The 21,020-nt window shown below is 55.1% G+C and carries 22 protein-coding genes, 2 tRNA genes and 1 pseudogene; 14 read left to right on the top strand and 11 right to left on the bottom strand.

Going from position 1 to position 21,020, the window contains the following annotated elements:
• The first annotated feature begins 22 nt into the window (after positions 1 to 22).
• The 3 genes from PGS25_RS00910 to PGS25_RS00900 all read left to right on the top strand — a co-directional run bounded on the left by PGS25_RS00910 (position 23) and on the right by PGS25_RS00900 (position 4,516).
• Positions 23 to 1,207: a tyrosine-type recombinase/integrase gene (locus PGS25_RS00910; protein ID WP_117492469.1), complete on the top strand. Its 1,185-nt coding sequence runs from the start codon at positions 23 to 25 to the stop codon at positions 1,205 to 1,207.
• Positions 1,208 to 1,556: 349 nt separating this feature from the next.
• Complete coding sequence (gene htpG / locus PGS25_RS00905; protein WP_270417379.1) at positions 1,557 to 3,467, top strand: molecular chaperone HtpG; 1,911 nt, start codon at positions 1,557 to 1,559, stop codon at positions 3,465 to 3,467.
• Between the two features lie 140 nt (positions 3,468 to 3,607).
• Positions 3,608 to 4,516 carry a diacylglycerol/lipid kinase family protein gene (locus tag PGS25_RS00900; protein ID WP_118760576.1) on the top strand — a complete coding sequence of 303 codons (909 nt, stop codon included), beginning with the start codon at positions 3,608 to 3,610 and terminating at the stop codon, positions 4,514 to 4,516.
• Between the two features lie 306 nt (positions 4,517 to 4,822).
• Here the strand turns inward: PGS25_RS00900 and PGS25_RS00895 are convergent, their stop codons facing one another.
• Positions 4,823 to 5,407, bottom strand: a complete 585-nt coding sequence (locus PGS25_RS00895) for a dipicolinate synthase subunit B (protein WP_118285185.1) — start codon at positions 5,405 to 5,407, stop codon at positions 4,823 to 4,825.
• A complete protein-coding gene (locus tag PGS25_RS00890) occupies positions 5,404 to 5,910 on the bottom strand; it encodes an NAD(P)-dependent oxidoreductase (RefSeq protein WP_270417376.1) in 507 nt (168 codons plus the stop codon). Before PGS25_RS00890 ends, PGS25_RS00895 begins: the two co-directional genes overlap by 4 nt.
• 46 nt (positions 5,911 to 5,956) lie before the next feature.
• Between PGS25_RS00890 and PGS25_RS00885 the strand changes: the two genes are divergently transcribed.
• Complete coding sequence (locus PGS25_RS00885) at positions 5,957 to 6,094, top strand: hypothetical protein (RefSeq protein WP_270417375.1); 138 nt, start codon at positions 5,957 to 5,959, stop codon at positions 6,092 to 6,094.
• Position 6,095: 1 nt separating this feature from the next.
• Positions 6,096 to 7,421 (top strand): recombinase family protein, encoded by a 1,326-nt coding sequence (locus PGS25_RS00880; RefSeq protein ID WP_270417374.1) that lies wholly within the window; start codon positions 6,096 to 6,098, stop codon positions 7,419 to 7,421.
• 3 nt (positions 7,422 to 7,424) lie between these two features.
• Here the strand turns inward: PGS25_RS00880 and PGS25_RS00875 are convergent, their stop codons facing one another.
• The 5 genes from PGS25_RS00875 to PGS25_RS00855 form a co-directional block, all read right to left on the bottom strand.
• Complete coding sequence (locus PGS25_RS00875; protein ID WP_118358741.1) at positions 7,425 to 8,285, bottom strand: tRNA 2-thiocytidine biosynthesis TtcA family protein; 861 nt, start codon at positions 8,283 to 8,285, stop codon at positions 7,425 to 7,427.
• Between the two features lie 16 nt (positions 8,286 to 8,301).
• Entirely contained in the window at positions 8,302 to 9,423 is a 1,122-nt protein-coding gene (locus PGS25_RS00870; protein WP_118760581.1) for a cysteine desulfurase family protein, read from the bottom strand.
• Positions 9,424 to 9,536: 113 nt separating this feature from the next.
• Positions 9,537 to 10,223, bottom strand: a complete 687-nt coding sequence (gene queC / locus PGS25_RS00865) for a 7-cyano-7-deazaguanine synthase QueC (protein ID WP_116704889.1) — start codon at positions 10,221 to 10,223, stop codon at positions 9,537 to 9,539.
• A complete protein-coding gene (gene queF / locus PGS25_RS00860) occupies positions 10,220 to 10,717 on the bottom strand; it encodes a preQ(1) synthase (protein ID WP_118285179.1) in 498 nt (165 codons plus the stop codon). The genes queC and queF overlap by 4 nt, the downstream gene beginning before the upstream one ends.
• Before the next feature lie 18 nt (positions 10,718 to 10,735).
• The gene (locus tag PGS25_RS00855; RefSeq protein ID WP_199677276.1) at positions 10,736 to 11,236 is read right to left on the bottom strand and encodes a QueT transporter family protein; all 501 of its coding nucleotides are present in this window, start codon (positions 11,234 to 11,236) and stop codon (positions 10,736 to 10,738) included.
• Between the two features lie 588 nt (positions 11,237 to 11,824).
• Here PGS25_RS00855 and PGS25_RS00850 point away from each other — a divergent pair.
• Positions 11,825 to 12,568 carry a sporulation initiation factor Spo0A C-terminal domain-containing protein gene (locus PGS25_RS00850; protein ID WP_118648078.1) on the top strand — a complete coding sequence of 248 codons (744 nt, stop codon included), beginning with the start codon at positions 11,825 to 11,827 and terminating at the stop codon, positions 12,566 to 12,568.
• A gap of 127 nt (positions 12,569 to 12,695) precedes the next feature.
• Here PGS25_RS00850 and PGS25_RS15680 read toward each other — a convergent pair.
• Positions 12,696 to 12,995, bottom strand: a pseudogene (locus PGS25_RS15680) (dipicolinate synthase subunit A N-terminal domain-containing protein); the annotation flags it as partial.
• A gap of 103 nt (positions 12,996 to 13,098) precedes the next feature.
• Positions 13,099 to 14,298 carry a M24 family metallopeptidase gene (locus PGS25_RS00840; protein WP_270417371.1) on the bottom strand — a complete coding sequence of 400 codons (1,200 nt, stop codon included), beginning with the start codon at positions 14,296 to 14,298 and terminating at the stop codon, positions 13,099 to 13,101.
• 164 nt (positions 14,299 to 14,462) lie between these two features.
• Between PGS25_RS00840 and cls the strand changes: the two genes are divergently transcribed.
• From cls to PGS25_RS00825, 3 genes are read left to right on the top strand one after another with little or no spacing between them, the layout of a single operon-like run.
• Positions 14,463 to 15,989 (top strand): cardiolipin synthase, encoded by a 1,527-nt coding sequence (gene cls / locus PGS25_RS00835; protein WP_270417370.1) that lies wholly within the window; start codon positions 14,463 to 14,465, stop codon positions 15,987 to 15,989.
• An 18-nt stretch (positions 15,990 to 16,007) separates the two neighbouring features.
• The gene (locus tag PGS25_RS00830; protein ID WP_270417369.1) at positions 16,008 to 16,772 is read left to right on the top strand and encodes a threonine/serine exporter family protein; all 765 of its coding nucleotides are present in this window, start codon (positions 16,008 to 16,010) and stop codon (positions 16,770 to 16,772) included.
• Entirely contained in the window at positions 16,769 to 17,224 is a 456-nt protein-coding gene (locus PGS25_RS00825) for a threonine/serine exporter family protein (RefSeq protein WP_270417368.1), read from the top strand. The genes PGS25_RS00830 and PGS25_RS00825 overlap by 4 nt, the downstream gene beginning before the upstream one ends.
• Before the next feature lie 322 nt (positions 17,225 to 17,546).
• On the opposite strand, the gene PGS25_RS00820 is transcribed toward PGS25_RS00825, so the two are convergent.
• Both PGS25_RS00820 and PGS25_RS00815 read right to left on the bottom strand, forming a co-directional pair.
• On the bottom strand, positions 17,547 to 17,867 hold the full coding sequence (locus PGS25_RS00820; protein ID WP_270417366.1) for a permease prefix domain 1-containing protein: 321 nt from the start codon (positions 17,865 to 17,867) through the stop codon (positions 17,547 to 17,549).
• The gene (locus PGS25_RS00815; protein WP_110436934.1) at positions 17,854 to 18,189 is read right to left on the bottom strand and encodes a PadR family transcriptional regulator; all 336 of its coding nucleotides are present in this window, start codon (positions 18,187 to 18,189) and stop codon (positions 17,854 to 17,856) included. The genes PGS25_RS00820 and PGS25_RS00815 overlap by 14 nt, the downstream gene beginning before the upstream one ends.
• Before the next feature lie 178 nt (positions 18,190 to 18,367).
• Here PGS25_RS00815 and PGS25_RS00810 point away from each other — a divergent pair, with 178 nt between their 5' ends.
• The 5 genes from PGS25_RS00810 to PGS25_RS00790 all read left to right on the top strand — a co-directional run bounded on the left by PGS25_RS00810 (position 18,368) and on the right by PGS25_RS00790 (position 20,935).
• Positions 18,368 to 18,859 (top strand): COG2426 family protein, encoded by a 492-nt coding sequence (locus PGS25_RS00810; protein ID WP_227109541.1) that lies wholly within the window; start codon positions 18,368 to 18,370, stop codon positions 18,857 to 18,859.
• Positions 18,860 to 19,230: 371 nt separating this feature from the next.
• Positions 19,231 to 19,317: transfer RNA gene (locus tag PGS25_RS00805), tRNA-Leu, on the top strand.
• A 45-nt stretch (positions 19,318 to 19,362) separates the two neighbouring features.
• Positions 19,363 to 19,438: transfer RNA gene (locus PGS25_RS00800), tRNA-Pro, on the top strand.
• A 79-nt stretch (positions 19,439 to 19,517) separates the two neighbouring features.
• Entirely contained in the window at positions 19,518 to 20,003 is a 486-nt protein-coding gene (gene moaC / locus PGS25_RS00795; protein WP_270417365.1) for a cyclic pyranopterin monophosphate synthase MoaC, read from the top strand.
• Positions 20,000 to 20,935 carry an XdhC family protein gene (locus PGS25_RS00790; protein ID WP_270417364.1) on the top strand — a complete coding sequence of 312 codons (936 nt, stop codon included), beginning with the start codon at positions 20,000 to 20,002 and terminating at the stop codon, positions 20,933 to 20,935. Before moaC ends, PGS25_RS00790 begins: the two co-directional genes overlap by 4 nt.
• Positions 20,936 to 21,020: the final 85 nt, after the last annotated feature.

The raw sequence follows: 21,020 nt of genomic DNA, 5'->3' as shown, positions 1-21,020 counted from the left end.
TTATTTGATAGGAGCGATACGCATGAATACAGTAGAAAATATCAATAAAGTTAAGAGAATCCGCGGATATGGGGAGGGTAGTGTATATCAGCGGAAAGATGGCCGCTGGGTCGGCAAATATAAGGACGAAAAGATGTTGAAACCGCGTTATGTCTATGGTAAGACAGAAGCGGAAGCAAGACGGAAATTGCGTGAATTTAAGAAAACAATAGTGCATGGCATTACGGATTGTAGAAAAGTATTGCTTAGCACTTATATTGAGCGATGGTTATATACTTTCAAGGCCGCAGCCGTGGAGAATACCAGCTTTGATCGGTTGGAGTCTGTCTATTACACGCATATCAAGCCGACGCTTGGCGGCTTCCAACTTGGGAATATCAAAGCGGTTGATATTCAAACACTGTTAAACCAGAAAAGCACTGAATATTCTTATACTATCGTCAAGATGATCCGGCAGATACTTTCTGAGGTTTTCCAACATGCCTATACTGAGGGTGACATTCTTAAAAACCCAATGGCAAATGTTATCATGGCAAAACGGAGCAAGTTTAAGCCAGAGCGGAAAATGCTGATATTAGAGGATGCAGAGGTTAAACGGTTGGAGGAAGCAGCCAGAGAGAAGTATGGTACAGGCCGTCCGCTTTTTGTTCACGGAAACCTGATCGTATTTATGCTGCATACCGGCCTGCGGTGTGGTGAACTGCTTGCGCTGGAATGGTCTGATATTGACTTTGAAAGCAAGACGGTATCCATAAATAAAAATCTGGCAAAGATCAAGAACAGGGATACCGGAAAAGATACGTCCAAAAGCACCTTACAGGTAAAAGGCACTAAGACATCCAGCAGCAACCGGATTATCCCACTAAATAGTAAAGCAATCAACGCACTTAGGGAATTGCAGATGATTTACAGGCAATGCGGCATCAAAAGCAAATATGTTGCCTGTTCGCAAAAAGGCGGCTTCCTCACTAATAACCGTATGCACAATTTACTTGAGCGTATGTTGAAGCACACGGGGATAGACAAGCCGCTCACGATCCATCAGCTACGTCACACTTTTGCAAGCCGTGCGTTAAATGCTGGCGTAAGCATCAGCGTAGTAAGCAAATGGATGGGGCATGCCAGTATTTCCACCACATATAATATCTACATTCACGCTATGGAACAGGAACGGCTGACAGCGTTAGACGTTCTTGAAGCTATGTAGCGAAAAGGTGTAACATTGGTGTACGCCTCTCGAAAAAACGACTTAAAGCCCAGTAATATAGGCGTTTAAGGGTGCAAGAGGGGGAAAACCGCAGGTTGTCTACCCTCTTGTGCGCCTGCCGCGCGCAGCGGCCCTCCCCGCTGTGGTTCACGGAAAAATTCTCCGCCCGAATAGGGTGAACCGCCTGCACGGTTCGGGTATATCCAATTCTCAATTTCGATTTTGAACAAACCATGAATTTTACAAACCCTACTTGATTTTTTGGCGCAATAGGCTTATTATATCAATGTTGGCACTCGATGATTGAGAGTGCTAATACCAAACAACAAACACAGAGGTGTATGTAATCATGGCAACCAAGCAGTTTAAGGCAGAATCCAAGCGCCTGCTCGATTTGATGATCAACTCCATTTATACGCACAAGGAAATCTTTCTGCGTGAGCTGATCTCCAACGCATCCGACGCAACGGATAAGCTCTACTATAATGCAATGAAGGAAGGCAAGACCGGTATCACCCGCGACAGTCTGCCGATCGAGCTGACGCTCGACAAGGCAAACCGCCGCTTTATCATCGAGGACCACGGCTGCGGCATGACTGCCGAGGAAATGGAGAACAACCTCGGTACGATCGCGCATTCCGGTTCGCTGGCGTTCAAGAACGAAAACGAAAAGCAGGACGACATCGATATCATCGGTCAGTTCGGCGTTGGCTTCTATGCGGCATTTATGGTCGCAAAGCATGTTGAGGTCGTATCCCGTGCGGCAGGCAGCGACGAGGCCAACCGCTGGGAGTCCGACGGTGCGGACGGCTACACGGTTGCACCGTGCGAAAAGGCAGAAAACGGCACGAAGATCGTGCTGACCATCAAGGACAATACGGAGAACGAGAATTACGATGAATTTCTCGAGCCGTACCGCATTCAGGGTTTGGTAAAGAAGTATTCCGATTATATTCGCTATCCGATCAAGATGGATATGACGCGCTCCCGCATGAAGGAGAAGCCGGCAGATGCAGGCGATGACTACAAGCCGGAGTGGGAGGAGTACACCGAGAATGAGACCCTCAATTCCATGGTCCCGATCTGGAAGAAGTCCAAGAAGGAACTGAAGGACGAGGATTACAACAGCTTCTATACGCAGAAGTTCTACGATTATCAGCCGCCGCTGTGCCACATCCATTCCAGTGTGGAAGGCGCGGTAACGTACACAGCAATGCTGTTCATCCCGTCTCACGCGCCGATGGACTACTACACCAAGGACTATGAGAAGGGTCTGCAGCTGTACTCCAACGGCGTGCTCATCATGGACAAATGCGCGGATCTGCTGCCCGATCATTTCAGCTTTGTACACGGCATGGTCGATACGGCAGATCTGTCGCTCAACATCTCCCGTGAGATGCTGCAGCACGACCGCCATTTGAAGGCCATTGCGCAGAGCCTTGAGAAGAAGATCAAGAGCGAGCTGCTCAAGATGCAGAAGGATAAGCGCGAGGATTATGAGAAGTTCTGGGCAGCATTCGGCCGTCAGATTAAGTACGGTGCTTATGTTGAGTACGGCGCGCACAAGGAGCTGCTGCAGGATCTGCTGATGTACCATTCCTCCACGGAGGACAAGCTGGTATCGCTTGCGGAGTACGCTTCCCGCATGAAGGAAGACCAGAAGTATATCTACTATGCTTGCGGCGAGACCATTGACAAGATCAAGCTGCTGCCGGTTATGGAAACGCTGTCCGACAAGGGCTACGAGGTGCTGTGTATGGATGACAGCATTGATGAGTTCTGCGTCAAGATGCTCGCTAAGTACAACGATAAGGAATTCAAGTCCATCGCGGATGCAGACCTCGGTCTGGACAGTGAGGACGAGAAGGAAGAGATCAAAAAGCTGAGTGAGGACAACAAGAATGTCCTCGAAGCACTCGGCAAGGCGCTCGAGGGCAAGGTTAAGAAGGTCGAGCTGACCAGCCGCCTCAAGAGCCATCCGTGCTGCCTGCGTGCCGAAGGCCCGGTAACGCTCGAGATGGAGAAGGTGCTCAACCAGCAGGCTGCTGTCAACGGCGGTCAGAGCGTACACGCCGAGCGTGTTCTGGAGCTGAATGCCGAGCACCCGATCTTTAAGAAGCTGTGTGCGCTGCAGGCGGAAGGCTCGGATAAGGTAAGCACCTATGCGGATATCCTGTATACGCAGGCGCTGCTTATCGAGGGTATGCCGGTGGATGATCCGGTGGCTTATGCAAATGCTGTTTGCAATTTGCTCTCCTGAGATATATAATAATATAGTTAGTATATAGATAGTATACTTGGGATAAAAGAGTGAATGATTGATGGATTGAGAATAGCGATGCGGCGCGGCTGCGTCGATACTACATTTTATTTATGAACAAAACCGGAAGGTGATGAAACATGAAGAGAATGCTGTGGATACTCAATCCGCATGCGGGACGCGGTGCAATGAGCGGAAAGATCATCGACTGTGTGACCGCATTTCAACAGGCAGGATATGATGTGACGATTTATATCACGCAGGGTGCGCAGGATGCAACGCGTGTTGCACGGGAGCGTGCGGGCGAATTCGACCGCATTGTGTGTGCAGGCGGTGACGGTACGCTGAACGAGGTGATTACCGGTCTTATGCAGGCGGAGACCCGTCCGGTTCTCGGTTATGTGCCTGCCGGTACGACAAACGACTTCGCGTTCAGTCTGGGCATTTCCAAGGTGCCCGCTGAGGCGGCGGTTATTGCGGCAGGCGATACGCTGCAGGCGCTGGACATCGGTCGCTTCAACGATCGCTATTTTAACTATGTTGCGGCGTTCGGCGCGTTTACCGAGGTCTCTTACGAGACACCGCAGCAGACCAAGAACATTTTCGGGCGTGCTGCGTATATCATCGAGGGCATTAAGGCGCTGACCAACATCAAAACCTACCACATCCGCGTGAACAGCGCGGAAACGCAGATAGAGGACGATTTCATCTACGGTATGGTGACAAACACGGTGTCGGTCGGCGGCTTCAAGACCATCCGGCCGGATGGCGTGGCGCTGGATGACGGACTGTACGAGGTGCTGCTCATTTACCCGGTCGAGAATCCGATGGAGCTGCAGTGGCTGGCGAATGACCTGCTGACGCATAATGTCGAATCTAACCGCTTCGCGTACTTCCGCACGTCAAAAATCAGTTTTTCGTCCGATGACGAGGTGACGTGGACACTGGACGGCGAGTTCGGCGGAGCATTGCACAATGTGCAGATTACCAACTGCAGCCGTGCGATTACATTTGCCACCGGCAAGGAGCCGGAAGGCAAAGAATCATAAGAAAAGTCCTGCAGAATGCTGGCTTAACCGTGATAAGGAACGAATGCAGCCGTATTACGGATAGTCGGCGGATTCAGGTGTGCAAGGAGCACAAACGCAAAGACAACCGCCCATTTCCGAAAGGAAGGGGCGGTTGATTTTTGCTGTTTATCAAAAGTAAACTGATTCAATTTCATGGACGAAGTGGCAATCTCCGTATCGGCAGAGCCCGGGATCATAGAAAAAACGGCGTGACTTTCACGGTCACACCGTTCTTTGCGACACAATAATTACTTGTCACGATTCAGTGTCAGCTCTGCGGGATTTTTATACGTTGGGTGCAAGCAGGATGGGCTGAAGCTGTCTGCCGTTCATGGCTGCGTCAATGGCAGCGGGAATCAGCGTCATATCTGCGACAAGCGAGCGCGGCTTGCTGTGCGGCGCATCCTGCCGGAGCGGCACGAAATAGTAATGCCGGCGATTCAGCAGCGTGCCGAGATTGGCGGCGCTGCCGGACAGACCGTCGTTGGTGGAGACCGCCAGCACGACCGGACGTTCTCCGCGCAGATGGCTTTTGACCGCCATGGTCGCAGGGGTGTCCGTCAAACCGTGCGCCAGTCTGGCGAGTGTATTGCCCGTGCACGGCGCAACGATCAGTATATCAAACAGCGCCTTCGGCCCAATCGGCTCGGCGGAAACAATGCTGTCGATAGGGGAGACGCCGGTGAGTGCGGTCAGCTCCTGACGCCAGTGCGCGGCTGTGCCAAAGCGGGTGTCGAGTGTGCCGGCGCTGTCGGACAGAATCGGCGTAACGGAATCGCCGCGCTCGATGAGTGCTTGTATAACCGGTATGACCTTGGCAAAGGTACAGAACGAACCGGTCAGTACAAAGCCAATGCGGAGTTTGCTCATAAAATACCCTCCTCGTGCAGAATCGTGTCCACGGTATCGAATACTGCGCGTGCAGCGCTGAGCGGTGCTACCTTGCCCGGCAGAGACAGCGCGTGCAGCACGCGGCAGCCATCCGGGAGCAGGGTATCGGCGGCAACACCGCCCGGCAGAGATGCAAGATCAATGATGAAGCAGGGCGGTTTCATGTCGGACAGTACCTCGGTTGTCAGGATCGGAGCGGGTACAGTGTTGAAAATCAGGTCAAAACCGGCAAGATGACCGGCGAGCCTGCGTGTATCCAGTGCGTGCAGTCCTGCGGCAGCGATGCGTGCAAAATCACGCGTACAGCGTGCGGAGACCGTAACCTGTGCATCGAGAGCGTACAGCTTGCGTGCAAGAAGCATGCCAATCCGTCCGGCACCAATCACCAGACAGCGTGCATTTTGCAGCGTGAACGCAGTTTGCTCCATCGCGAGCTGAAGTGCTCCCTCGCAGGTAGGGAAGGCGTTAGCGGTTTGGCGCATAAGCGGGTTTGCCTTCGCATAGACTGCAAGCGAAGGAGGGATAGCCATGAAACTGACCGAACAGGAGCAGACTGCTGTTTCGCGCGGCATGATCGAGGGTCTGCTCCGCGCTTTGCGCGCGGAAGGTATGCTGCCGCCCGAGCGGCTGGAGCTGGTGCTCGAGCTGTTGTGCGCAGGCCGCTGACGTGCTGCGCGTGGCCGCCTATTGCCGCGTTTCCACCTCACAGGAGGACCAGAGAAACTCGCTGGAGAATCAGCGGCGATATTTTTCGGAGTACATCAGCCGCCAGCCGGACTGGGAGCTTGTGGAGGTTTATGCGGACGAGGGTCTGTCCGGTACCTCATCCGACCGGCCCGCCTTTCGGCGCATGCTGGCAGCGGCAGCAGAAGGGGAAATTGACCTGATTTTAACTAAAGAGGTCTCACGCTTTGCCCGAAATACGGTTGACACGCTCGCGTACACGCGGCTGCTGCGCCGTCAGGGAGTCGGTATTATATTCATTGGAGATCATATCGACACCCGCCAGAATGACGGTGAATTCCGGCTTACCATAATGGCAAGCGTAGCGCAGGAGGAGAGTCGCAAAATCTCCGAGCGCGTCAAGTGGGGGCAGCAGCGCTCGATGGAGCGCGGTGTGGTGTTCGGATGTGATAATATCTACGGGTTTTCCCTGCAGGGTGGGGAACTGACGGTAAAACCCGAACAGGCGGCAGTCGTCCGCGAGGTGTACCGCCGTTTCTTGATGGACGGCAAAGGTACTTACATCATCGCACGGGAGCTGACCGCCGAGGGCATCCCGCCACCAAGCGGAAAAGGAAAATCGTGGTCGTCTACGATGGTGCTGCGGCTGCTCCGGGGCGAGAAATACTGCGGCGATCTTCTGCAGCGCAAAAGCTGCACGCCGGATTTTCTCGATCATCGCAAGGTGAAAAATGAGGGGCAGTCACCGCAGGTCTATCTGCGGGATCATCACGAGGCGATTGTGCCGCGCTCGATGTTCGAAGCTGTCCGACGGGAACTCGATCGTCGGCAGGCAACCCGCAAAGCCGGCAGCCGACCCTCTGCACGGTATTGGTGCTCCGGAAGAGTGGTCTGCGGACTGTGCGGCAGTCGGCTTGTGCCGCGCAGGGGCGCACAGGCGGACGGTGGTCTGCGATGGGTGTGCGGGAAACGGGTGCAGCACGGCGTGGCAGCGTGTGCGGCTCCGGCAGTTGGGAATCGAATTTTGCTGGACTGCATGAAGCAAATCACACAGGATTTGCCAATCGATATAGAGGTGGTATTGCGGCAGACCTTACGCGCGATACCTGATCTCACACGCACCGAAAGACAGCAATTCTGTACAATTTTACGAAAAAAGATGTACAGTGAAACGGTTTACAGCGCACTGCTCGATCATATCACTGTAACGGGGGAGGGCTTGACTGTATATCTGCACGGCGTGTCCGAACCGCTGTATTTCGACCTTTCGGGCAGAGAAAAGCCGTCCGTGCAGCGCACGGACGGCTGAACGCTATTCGCTTTTCTTTCCGCGTGCGTCATAATCATCGAGGAACGAGTGGAGCACGCCGCCGGACTTGTAACCGGGCATCATGTCCAGATTTACCGAGTGAATACTGTTGAAAATGCTGCGCTCGATATTCGGGTTATCGCGGCGCAGACGGCGCAGCAGAATCTTGACCTCCTGTCGCTTGGAACCGCCGCCGCCGTTGTCGCACATCGTGCAGTTTTCGGTGAAGCGGCACGCGCACTGGATAAATTCGAGGTCGTTATACTGCTTCCACGCGAGGATATCCTCCTCGTGAATGCAGTACAGCGGACGAATCAGCTCCATGCCCGCAAAGTTTGTGCTGTGCAGCTTGGGCAGCATGGCCTGCATCTGCGAGCCATAAAACATGCTCATCACGGTCGTTTCAATGACATCGTTGAAGTGGTGGCCGAGCGCGATCTTGTTGCAGCCAAGCTCCTGCGCCTTGCTGTACAGATAGCCGCGGCGCATGCGCGCACACAGGTAGCACGGGTTTTTCTCGCTGTTGTTGGCAACCGCGAAAACGTCGGTCTCGAACACGGTGACCGGGATATGCAGCAGTGCAGCGTTGCTCTCAATTTTGTTGCGGTTGATTTCGTTGTAGCCGGGGTCCATGACGAGGAAAACCACCTCGAACGGCACCTCGCTGTACCGCTGGAGCAGCTGCATCAGCTTGGCCATCAGCATGGAATCCTTGCCGCCCGAAATGCACACGGCAATTTTGTCGCCCGGCTGAATCAGCTGATACTGACGGACCGCCAGTGTAAACGGGTTCCAGATGGTCTTGCGAAATTTTTTGATGATACTACGCTCGATCAGCTCGTGCGGCTGTAAATCTCGTTTCATAATGATGCTCCCTGTATTACTTGACTAACTCGTGATAGCACGCGTCGAAAACGGCCAGAAATTCGTGGATTTCCGCATCTGTGGTGAGGTGGCTCAGGCTGATGCGCCATGAGGACAGTGCATTTCTGCGATCACGGCTGACAGCAAACACCGCACGGGACGGCAGACCATCCGCCGAGCAGGCGGATTTGACCGATACGCACACGCCTTTTTCGGACAGCGCGCGCTGAAATACGGTGCCTTTCACATTCTTCACGCTCAGATTGAGGATATGCGGCACGGCGTGCTCCGGACTGTTGATATGCACCGCCGGATACGCCGCAAGTGCGCGGCGCAGCTTCTCGCTGTGGCGCTGAACGACAGCACAGCGGATCTCACGCTTATCGCATGCCAGCTGCAGTGCCAGTGCGGACGAAGCCGCCAGACCGAGTGCGGGCGTGCCGCTGCGGTACAGCGTTGTGCTGGCGCCGCCGTTTATCTGCGGCTCGAGCGGCATACGGCTGCGCTTGAGCAGCACACCGCTGCCGCAGATGCCGCCGAACTTGTGCGGCGCAAAACTCAGTGTATCAATACCGGCGAAGTCCACCGGGATGCGCCCGATAGCCTGCGTTGCGTCAACGTGCAGACGGCAGTTCGGATGGTCAGCCAGCAGCGCCGCGATTTCGTTTACCGGCTGGATGGTGCCAAGTTCGCTGTCCACCGCGCAGATGGCAACGAGAACGGTATCCGGACGCAGAAGCTCGCGCACTTCCTCCGGATCCACCGTGCCGTCCCGACCGATGGAGAGCAGGTCGATCTCCCAGCCGCGCTCCTGCAGGGCGGTCAGGCTGCCGCTGACCGAGGAATGCTCGAGCGGTGTGGAGATGATGTGCTTGCCGATATGCCGTGACGCCTGTGCGATGCCCTTGATGGCGAGGTTGTTCGCCTCGGTCGCACCCGAGGTAAAGATGACCTCGGCAGGGGACGCGCCGGTCAGCGCTGCAATCTGCTCAGTGACACGCGCCATTTCCTCGCGGGCGGCTTTGCCTGCCATGTGTACCGAGTTCGGGTTGGCCGGGAACCGGCGTTCCATATCGCAGAATCGCTCCAGCACCGCAGGGTCCGCGGGTGCATGGGCGGCATAATCGAGATAAATCATAGCATGGACTCCTCAAAATAAGGTTAACGACTATAATCATAGCATTCTTATAGGAAAAAGTCAAGATGGACAGAAAAAGACTGCTGTCTCCGATGAAACAGCAGTCTTTTGTTTTACCTCATTGCGGGGTCGGTCACGCCGTTGGCCTCGAACGCGCGGATGCGGTCCAGGCAGGTGCCGCACTTGCCGCACGGCTTGTCGCCGCCCTCGTAGCAGCTCCACGTCAGCTGATAGGGAACCTGCAGCCGCAGACCTTCGGCAACGATCTGCGCCTTGTTCCAACGCACGAACGGAGCCTCGATGCGGACATCACCGCCTGAGCCGAGTACAATGGAGTGGTTCATTGCATTTACGAAATCCTCACTGCAGTCGGGATAGGCATTGCCGGCGGCATCGTCGTGATGCGCACCGTAGTAAATCACGCTGCAGTTCTTGGACAGCGCAACGCTGGCCGCTGCCGACAGGAACAGACCGTTGCGGAACGGCACATAGGTCGTAACCGGCTTGCCGCCGCGCTGTGCCAGCTGCTCGGCGTAGGATTCCTCGGGGATGTCCTCGGTCGAGTGGGAAAGCAGCGAGCAGTCGCTGTACGCGAACACCGGCGTCAGGTCGAGAGACGTGCCCTCGATGCCGTAGTATTCGAGAACCGCCTTTGCAGCCTGGATCTCCTTAACGTGCTTCTGACCGTAGTAAATGGACAGCGCGCACACATTCTCCTTGCCGTGCTTCTCGATGGCAAGCGCAAGACAGGTCGTGCTGTCCACGCCGCCGCTGCACAGGACCATTGCCTTCTCGCTCATCGGTTGTCCACCTTCTCCGGGTACAGATCGTGGTGGGTGAGACGCTCGAATGCAACCTCCTCCCAGCGGGTGCCGGGCTTGCCGTAGTTGCAGTACGGGTCGATCGAGATGCCGCCGCGCGGCGTAAATTTGCCCCAGACCTCAATGTACTTCGGATCCATCAGGCGGATGAGGTCCTTCATAATGATGTTTACGCAGTCCTCATGGAAATCGCCGTGGTTGCGGAAGCTGAACAGATACAGCTTGAGCGACTTGCTCTCTACCATGCGCTCGCCGGGCACATAGGAGATATAAATGGTAGCAAAGTCCGGCTGGCCGGTCATCGGGCACAGGCTGGTGAACTCCGGGCAGTTGAACTTGACAAAATAGTCGTTGTCCGGATGCTTGTTCGGGAAAGTCTCCAGCATTTCGGGCGCGTAGTCCGAGGGATACTTGTTCTTCTGGCTGCCGAGCAGCGTGACACCGTTCAGTTCTTCTTTATTTCTTCCGGTCATGGTTGCATTCTCCTTACATTAACTAGCCTTAGTTGCCTTGGGATACAGTGCGCGCTGCAGTACGTTCACCAGAACGACACCGCAGACCGCAGGTACGGACTGACCGATGCACAGGCTGGTGGCAAGTACAGAATACGGAACGTGCAGCAGATAGCTCAGATAGCTCGATACGCCGAGACCGGGCACAAGGATGATCGGAAGGATCATCAGCCAGCGGCTCCATCCCTTGCGGCGGATGAGCACGATGATCGCGGTAACGATGATACCGACGAAGCAGCCTCCGAACCAGTCCAGCAGACCGAGTCCGCCAAACAGAAAGTTGGCAATGAAATTAGCGAAACCAAGCGGCAAAACCAGGAACGGAAACAGGTAAGCGAGCGCATACAGAGCCGTCGCAATGCGGATCTGGTACGCGCCGAAAGAGAAGCTCTGCGTAAAGTACAGCACAACAACGTAAAGTGCCATCACCATAGCAGAAACGGTCAGTTTTTGAACCTTGCTCATGTTTTCTTTTACCATATTTCGTTCACCTCCAAATAATGCACACAACAACGTTGATTGGAAACCTAAGGCAACACCGCACAATTAAGACTGCGGTGCTTTGCGGAAATTTTGTGTCCTGACTTTGTTGCAGTTTCACGGTAATACATCAAGTATTACCGCAAAACTGTGCCGCGTCAGTACGCAAAATTTACTCGCAAATCACTCTTGTTCAATTATGCGGTATTGCCTTAAAATTTTTCTGTTTCGTTGTCCCTAGTTTTGTTTTACGACAGGATGGTTTCGAACTGTCATTCCATATCCGGAAGCAAAGTGCCGAACGGCACAAACGATAGTATAGCGTATTTTTGCCGTTTATGCAAGTGTAAAAGCAGCAAAACATGGTTTTGATAGAGAGATTATGCGGTTTCACCAAGAAGCGCGGAATCCCTGCCCGACAGAGAGAAAACCGGACATTCGACAGATAAAACGCGGTTTTGTCGAAAATTGTCGATAAATATGCGGGGAAAAGCAGGGATATCCGCTTGCGCGGACGCGCTGAATATGTAAAAATAAGATGTAATCCGTAAATCGGCATAAGATAGAGAAAGCCGGGGAAAGCAGTAAATGAAGATCAAACAAGGCAAAATGCGTATTTTACTGGCGTGTGCGGACGAGTCTCTGCTGAAACAGACAAAACAGCTTATGCAGGCGAGCAATGAGCTGGAGCTTGTCGGCAGTACGTCGAACGGCACGAAGGCGTGGGAAATGATTCGACAAAAAACGCCGGATATGGTCGTGTTGGATACCGACCTGCCGTATGCAGACGGCTTTGCCGTTGCGTCGTGGATGAGACAGAAGGCGATGTGGGATACAAGCATTATCCTGCTCAGCTCGTTCATCGGCGGTCAGACCTATGTGGAATGCAGTCTGCTGCACATTAACGTGCTGCTGCGCAAGCCAATCTGTGCGGATGCATTGTATGAGCGTATCAAGCTGGCGGTCAACTGTACCAGTCGGGGAGATACGGTGGAGCAGCGGCTGGCCCAGATCCTGCGGGAGCTGGGCATGCGCGAGCAGACGATCGGCTATCAGTGTGCATTGCTGACCGTGTGCCTGTATCGGGAGACCGACGGTGCCAGCATCACCAAGATCATTTATCATAGTGTCGCGCAGCAGATGAACAGCGAAGGCAGTAATGTGGAGCGCAACATGCGCTACGCCGTTCACCGCGCATGGGATAAGTGTGATAAAGCCGTGCTTGCCAGGTATTTCGGTGAAGCGCGTGCACAGGATAAGGAGCCGCCGAGCAACCGCGAATTCTGTGCGGCTCTCGTGGAGTATCTCCGGCAGGAAGCCTGTCGCCTGTAACCGGACAGCCTGTGCTTTTTGCAAATGCGGCAGGTACCGCGTTGCGGATCGCCAGCTCCTCGCGGGATAAGTAGTCGATGAGTGCCAGTCCGTTCTGCACCGCGCGGGCGTGCACGGAAAAGGGCACGGCACCGGCCAGTGTCAGCGTTCCGGCGGGAATGGCATCGAGTACATCGCCGATCGTGTGCTGTGCATTGGCAAGCGGCGCGTTCAGGCTGCCGTCCCCCGTCTGCACCGGCATAGGCAGAATGACCGCGCGTGCGTCGGCAAGGCACGCCTGCAGGTCACTTACAGCCGTGCAGCCTGCGGCGGGTCGGCGCTCGAGTGCAAATGTGCGAACGGTGTGGCCTGCTTCATGCAGCAGCTCGGCTAAATATGCCTGACGCACGTCGCCGCCGACGACGGCGAGAGTCGTCGATTGATTCATAAGCAAAAACCTCCTTTGCGCCATTCTATGCCGGATGCAAAAGAGGAGTGAAAAGAGAACATCCGCTCTTTGTACAAACAGAGAGCGGATGTTTTTGTATAGATTACTGATTGAGTACCTCGAACAGCGTGTCGCATGCGCCGGTGAGCGACTGCGCAGGACCGTCTGCGGTGATCTCATAGGTGTTTTCGCAGCCGATGAGGCCGACACCCGGAATCGCGATCTTCGGCTCAACGGCAAGCGTCATGCCGGACTTGAGCGGAGCCGAGAAGCCTTTGGCGAGAACCGGTGTTTCGTCCATTGTCAGACCGATGGAGTGGCCGAGGAACTTGCAGCCGTTCATGAAGCCTTCGCGGAACGCAGGATCGACGAGAGAGAGGATCTTCTCGTAAATTTCAGCCGGAACGGCACCGGCACGCAGGAGAGATGCGGTTTCGTTCTCCAGTGCAATGCACTGCTCGCGTGCTGCACGGATCACGCCGCTCTGCGGATGCTTGTCCAGCTCGCCGTAGTAGAACGTGATGCTCTTATCGGTATGGTAGCCGCGCAAGCCGCACGGAATGTCCAACAGGACGGTGTCGCCTTCGTGCAGCTTGCGCTCGGACGAGCCGATGGACTTCATTGCGGTCGAGGTGCCGATACAGCCGGAGGGACTGTCCAGCGCGGTGGGACACAGGCTGTTTTCGCTGAAGCTGGTAATGCCGAGCACGTCCTCGGCTGCCGGCTGATTGTAGCGCGAGATACCCATGCCGCCGCGGTCCACGATGGCAGTGCAGATCTCACTGCATAGACGTGCTTCGCTGACGCCTTCGCGCAGGAACGCCGGAGCGAGTTCCTCGATGACATAACGGTGCAGTCTGCCGGATTCGCGCATGCAGTCCAGTTCATACGTACTTTTGACCGAGCGCAGACCGCTCAGTATGCCATCCACCGGCTTGGGTGAAAACGGCAGATGCTTGTTCAGCATGGAGAGCTTTTGCAGCGTCATGGTCTTTGCGGCAACATAGACGGTCTCCGGAATATCCGGATAGACCTCCTTGATGCCGCGGAAGCTGCCCATCGGACGGATGTCTGCAAAGGCGGATTCGTCCTTTGCAACATCAAACGAGCGGCGGACGAACAGCGTAGCCTGATCGGGTGTCACGACAAGTGCGCCATCCTGCATTGTGCCGGTGAAGTAGTACATGTCGAGCGTGTTGTCGAGAAGAAGCATGGACCACGCAGGGTCCTTCTCGGTCATGGCACAGCGCAGACGGTCGAGCCGCGCGTTCAGTTCGGCGGCGGGCACGGAAATATGGGGCATGGATGATCCTCCTGTATGATTAACGGTGGTTTACAAAAATGTTACTTTTAGTGTAGCACATATTTAACCGGAGAGCAACGCAGACGCGTTGACTTTTTATACCTTGTGCGATATGATTATAGTCTGTGGAAGGACTGCGTTTTGCAGGGAAGGGAGAGATTATGATGCGCAGAAAAGTAGGCAAGCTGCTTGGCGACCGACGTGTTGTCGGCGGATTCCTGCTGCTGATGCAGCTGGCAATCGTTATGTTCGGCGTAAGCTGGGCAAGTACGGAATATCACTGGCTGACACCGGCACTGACCGTGCTGAGCGTTATCATTGTCATCTGGCTGGTGCGTAAGTACGACAACCCGATGTACAAGATCACATGGATACTGGTTATTGTGCTGCTGCCGCTGTTCGGCGGCTTGTTTTATCTGTTCTGGGGCAATACGCCGCTCAATCGGGCGCGTACCCAACATCAGTACGAGCCGAAACCGCCGGATTTCACTGATTATATGCGCACGCCTGCTACAAAGGAGCTGATCGAGCAGCATCCGCGTCATGCAGCACGCGCCCGCTATATCGAGACGCTGGACGGTATGCCGGTGTGGACCAACACGGAGACGAAATATTTTCGTATCGGTGAGGAAATGTTCGACTCCATGTGCAAGGAGCTGCGCCGCGCACAAAAGTTCATCTTTCTGGAGTATTTCATCATCGAAGAAGGCATCATGTGGGATACTATCCTTGATATCCTGCGGGAGAAGGCGGCCGCCGGACTGGATGTGCGCGTGCTGTACGACGACGTTGGTTCGATCTGCACGCTGCCGAAAGACTACGACCGCTATCTGATGAGCCTCGGCATTCATGCGGTGCGCTTTAACCGCTTTATCCCGACGCTGAACACCTATCTCAACTACCGCAACCATCGCAAGATGACGATTATTGACGGCAATGTTGGTTATATGGGCGGTATCAATCTGGCGGATGAGTATATCAACAAAAAGGTACGCTTCGGCTACTGGAAGGACACCGGTATCATGCTGCGAGGTGAGGGAACAGCCAATATGACCGCCCTGTTCCTGCAGATGTGGGAGTATGTCACCGGCGAGGACATGCCGCCGCTCGAAAACTATCTGCCGACCGCCAAGCTGCCGGCAGACGGCTATGTGCAGCCGTTTGCGGATTCACCGCTCGACGACATCAATATCGGTGAATCCACCTACCTGCAGATCATCCATAACGCGCGAAAGTACGTCTATATCACCACGCCGTATCTTGTACTGGACAACGAGATGATTACGGCGCTGACCATTGCGGCGCAGTCCGGCGTGGACGTGCGTATCCTGACGCCGGGCATCCCGGATAAAAAGCTGGTGTACATGATCACACGTTCGTACTATCAGCAGCTGCACCGAGCGGGTGTGAAGATTTATGAGTACCGACCGGGCTTTCTGCACGCGAAAACCATCGTGTCCGACGATGATACGGCGGTGGTCGGTACGATCAACATGGATTTCCGCTCGTTCTTCCTGCACTTTGAGTGTGCGACCTGCTTCTACAACAGCTCGGTCGTTGCTGCCGTTAAGCAGGACATTATGGAGACCATCAATGTCAGCCGCCGGATTGATGACGAATGGCTGCGCCGTGTGCCGTGGATTCGGTCGATCACGGCAAGCGTGCTGCGTCTGTTCGCGCCGCTGCTATAATGAGAGGAGCGTGGTTGAATGGACCGACCGGAGCAGACACTTTCCGCTGTGCTGGATGCGGGAGAGCTGCTGCTGACCTCGGGTGCTGAGGCAGCCCGCGTAGAGGACACCATGCGCCGTCTGGCACGCGCCTACGGTTTTGTACGAGCGGATGTGCTGACCATCACGGCCAGCATGGCAGTAACGGTACGAACGGCGGACGATCAGGTAATCACGCAGACGCGCCGCATTCTGCGGCGCGGAACCGATATGCGCTGCATTGAGGCGGTCAACGAGCTGTCGCGCGAGGTATGTGTGAATCCTGTTCCGCCGGAGGAATTGCACGCACGTCTGGAGGCGATACGCACCGCACCGGATAAGCTGCGCTGCCGGCTGCCGCTGGCGTATCTGATCACGTCAGGCTCGTTCGCTGTGTTCTTCGGCGGCACCTGGAGAGACGGCGCTGCCGCCATGCTATGCAGCGTGCTGTTGTATGTCATCGGCGTGCTCGGCGATCGGATTTCGCTGCAGCCGCTCGTGCTGACCATGGTCAGCTCGGCGGCGATGTGCGCGGCAGCGACTCTCACGGTAAAAACCGGCATGGGACAGAATCTGGACTATATCATTATCGGCAACATTATGCTGCTGATTCCGGGCATTCCGTTCGTTAACTCCATGCGCGATATTTTCGTGGGTGACACCATCACCGGACTGCTCAGCGCGTTTGAAGCGGTTTTGAGAGCGCTTGCTATCGCGGCAGGCTGCGCGCTCGTGCTTATGCAGACTGGGGGCGGTGCCGTATGACAGGTGAAATCCTCCTGCAGATTGTCATGGCGATGATCGGTGCGCTCGGCTTCGGACTGCTGTTTCATATTTCCGGCAGCCGCCTGATCACGATCATGCTTGGTGCTGCGGTAAACTGGGGTGTGTATCTGTTGGCGATGCAGTGGTATGATAACCGCGTGACCGCGTTTTTTGTCTCTACGCTGGCAACGGCCGCACTGGCCGAGGTGCTCGCACGGTTGCTCAAAGCGCCTGTCATCACGCTGCTCGTGCCTATGCTGGTGCCGCTGATTCCGGGCGGCGACCTGTATTACACGACGCTTGCGCTCGTGCAGGGCGACACGGCAGGCTTTGCTCGATACGGTACGCTGTTCATCGAGGAGGCGGGCGCGATGGCGTTTGGCGTCATCCTTGTGGCGTGCTTGGTGCAGACTCTCGGCAAGCTGTGGCTGCTGTACCGCGCAAGAAAATAAAGGCAACACCGCTATGCGGTATTGCCTCAGTCTGTCAAAAAATATTATTTTAATTTTTACGCTTCGTGCGGCAGCACGCATAAAATAGAATTTGCGGAGCAAATTCATAAATTCCGGGAGCATGTATCTCGGAATTTATACAAGGGAAGAAAAAATGTGCCCGCAGGGCGCGGTTTTTCTTCGGTATTCGCTCGAAAGCGTGGTTTCGAGCGAGAGGATGCTCGGAAAACGTTAGTTTTTCGACAGCCTCAGGCAACACCGCTATGCGGTATTGCCTAAAGAAAGCGTTCTGTAGATCTCATACAGAACGCTTTTGTGCTGCTTACAGCAGGTGAATTGTCAGATATAACGCACAGAGCAGAATCGCGATCCACACAGTGGCGAAAATCACATTGTACACTACCCGCGCAAGCGGCAGACGTGCCTGCCGCAGAGCCTTTCCCAGTACATCCGGGTCACCGAGTGCGCGCAGCACCTGACGCACAGCCTGCTCCTGCGTGAGACTGCCGCGGCAGCGCAGCTCCTCCGCGCGGCTGAGAATATGGTCGGTCAGTTCCCGCCGAACGCGGGCACGGTAAGGCGGCCACAGGAGATGCCGGCACACGCGGTGCAGGTACGGCGCAATCAGCTTATTTGGTGACACAGGCGCCACCTCCGATTGGCTTGCGGCAGGTTTTCCACTGTTCCCGGCAGCAGGTGAGCGTTTTCACGCCTTGACGGGTCAGCCGGTAAAACCGGTGCGTGCCGTCCTCGGTCTGCCGTTCACAGGAGCGGACATCGCCGCGTGCCTCAAGTCCGTGCAGCAGGGGATACAGGCGGCTTTCGCGGATGGCAAACGCGCAGTCTGAGCGACATTCCACCTCATGCAGCAGCTGGAAACCGGTCTTGTCCGCCTCCTCAAGCAGAGAAAGCACAAGCAGAGCCGCGCTGTCATAAAAGGCAGCGTCTTTTTGTCCTCGCGGCATGGAGATCCCCTCCTTTATATATTCAGTATAACCGCTCGCGAGGGGTGCGTCAAATTATTTTACACAGATTTTACGGTTGCAGCGCTTGCGTTTGTATGCGGAATAGGGTATCATTAACAAGTATATCTGTGTGAATATTCGCTGTTTACCATAGAACACTTGTCAGGAGGAAAAAATCGTGTTTTCATCGTTATTCAACTGGCTGATGGGCGCAGGCCGTGAACTGGCGGTTGTGCTCATCTCCATGGTTCCGCTGGTGGAATTGCGCGGTGCGGTCCCGCTGGGCGCAGTCGCAGGCGTGCCGGCGATCGAGCTGATCCCGCTGGCTGTGATCGGCAATATGATCCCGATCCCGTTTTTGCTGTTCTTCGGCGAAAAGCTGCTGGACTGGGTGTGCTCGCTCGGCCCGCTTTCCGGCTTTGCCACCAAGTACCGCGAAAAGCTGCTCGGAAAGACCGGTCAGGTCACCCGGTATGAACGGCTGGGTCTGTTCCTTTTTGTGGCGATCCCGCTGCCGGGCACCGGAGCATGGTCGGGTGCATTGATCGCAACGCTGCTCAAAATGCCGAAAACCAAGGCGCTGACTTCGATTCTGTGCGGCGTAATTGTTGCAGGTTTCATTATGCTGCTCGGTTCTCAGGGCGTAATTGGCGTTGCACATTTGTTTTAACAGACGAAAGCCATTCCTGCGGGAATGGCTTTTGAGGCTGTCGAAAAACTAACGTTTTCCGAGCAGCCTCTCGATCGAAACCACGCTTTCAATCGAATTCCGAAGAAAAAACGCGCCTTGCAGGCACATTTTTTCTTCCCTTGTATAAATTCCGAGATACATGCTCTCGGAATTTATGAATTTGCTCCGCAAATTCAATTTTATGCGTGCTGCCGCACGAAGCGCAAAATAGAAATCTGACTTTTTCGACAAGTTGGAAAGCCATTCCTACGGGAATGGCTTTTATCATTTGCGGCAGTGAAAGAAAAATACCATTTTCAAAAAATTCCTCTTGCCAACCGGTGCGATTTACGATATAATAACTATGTTATGCCGGTGTGATGGAATTGGTAGACGTAGTGGACTCAAAATCCACCGCTGGCGACAGCGTACCGGTTCGAGTCCGGTCACCGGCACCATCAAGCGCCTCGGTTCCTCGGAATACGGGGCGCTCACAATACTATCCGGGTGTAGCGCAGTTGGTAGCGCGCCTGCTTTGGGAGCAGGATGCCGCAGGTTCGAATCCTGTCACTCGGACCAGATGAAACACCGCTTAAACGTCGTTTTGAGCGGTGTTTTTTGTGTTTGCGGAACAAAATAAATTTTCGGGAGGAACAACATGAAACTGACCCATTTGGATGAAAACGGTGCAGCGCACATGGTCAACATCGGCGCGAAGCCGGTCACGCAGCGCGAAGCGGTGGCGCAGTCCGTGCTGACCATGCAGCCGGAGACGCTGCGCATGATCCTTGACGGAACAGTGCCTAAGGGCGATGTGTTCGCGTGCGCGCGTATCGCGGGCATTATGGCGGCCAAGCGGACGGCAGAGCTGATCCCGATGTGTCATCCGATCCCGATCGAGAGCGTGGACATTGCCATTGAGGCTGTCTCGGAGACGCAGGTGCGCGTTGTCAGCACGCTGCGCTGCTCGCAAAAGACCGGTATTGAGATGGAAGCACTTACGGCGGCCACTGTTGCCGCGCTGACCATCTACGACATGTGCAAGGCGGTGGACCGCGGGATGCGTATTGATGAGACGCTGCTGCTGCACAAGACCGGCGGCAAAAGCGGCGATTATCACGCGGAAGGAGCGATGGCACGATGACTTTGCTGGAACAGCTGCAGGCTGCCGCGGAAAATGCTCGCAAGGGACTTCCGGCGGCGCTGACCATCGACGCGGACGGCGTACAGTATACGCGCAATTTCATGCCGCAGGAACGCCTGATTCTGCTCGGCGGCGGCACGATCGCGCAGCCGCTTTGCCGCTATGCGGCCGATCTCGGTTTTGAGCTTGTCGTGGCGGACGACCGGCCGTCTTTTGCCAATCATCCGCGCTTTCCGGAAGCAAAGCAGATCGTATGTGATCTGTTTCCGGCAGCAATTGAGAAAATCGGCATTCGAGAGAGCGATTACGTTGCCGTTATCACGCGCGGGCATCGTTATGACGCGGACTGCCTGCGGGAGCTTCTGCGCGGCACCATGCCGCGCTATCTCGGTATGATCGGGTCGAAGCGGCGCACGGTCGGTCTGCTGAACATGCTTGAGGAAGAAGGCTTCTCTCGGGCAGACCTCAACCGTATTCATACGCCCATCGGTCTGGACATTGGTGCGCTGACCGTCAAGGAAATTGCGATTTCTATCGTGGCAGAGCTGATCGCGGAACGCCGCCGCACGACCGATCGCCGTTCCAAGAGCAGCATTCTCACCGCAGAGGACATCGACCTGCCGCTGCTGGAAACCGCTGCACGCGGTGATATTCCCAAAACGCTCATGCTCGTGTACGAGACCAGCGGTTCCACGCCGGTAAAATCCGGCTCGTACATGGTGGTCGATGCCAATACGGCTACCGCAGGCACCATCGGCGGCGGCTGCAGTGAGAGCGCCGTTATGCGGCAGGCGTACTACTTGATTGGGACCGGCGAGCACAAGTGCGTCACCATCGACATGAGCAACGACATTGCTGCCCAGGAAGGTATGGTTTGCGGCGGGCAGATGAAGGTACTGCTGGCGGATTTGGGTACGAAAAAATCGACATGAAGTGAAAAAAGTTGTCGAAAAATACTGGGATAAAATGTCATATTCTCTCTGGCATTCATAGATTTAAAATGGTATAATAAGGATA

Source organism: Butyricicoccus sp. AM78-15b2TA (genome assembly GCF_027665985.1).
Lineage (GTDB): Bacteria > Bacillota > Clostridia > Oscillospirales > Butyricicoccaceae > Agathobaculum > Agathobaculum butyriciproducens.
The sequence above is the reverse complement of the archived record's forward strand: the minus strand, read 5'-3'. Positions and strand labels throughout refer to the sequence as shown.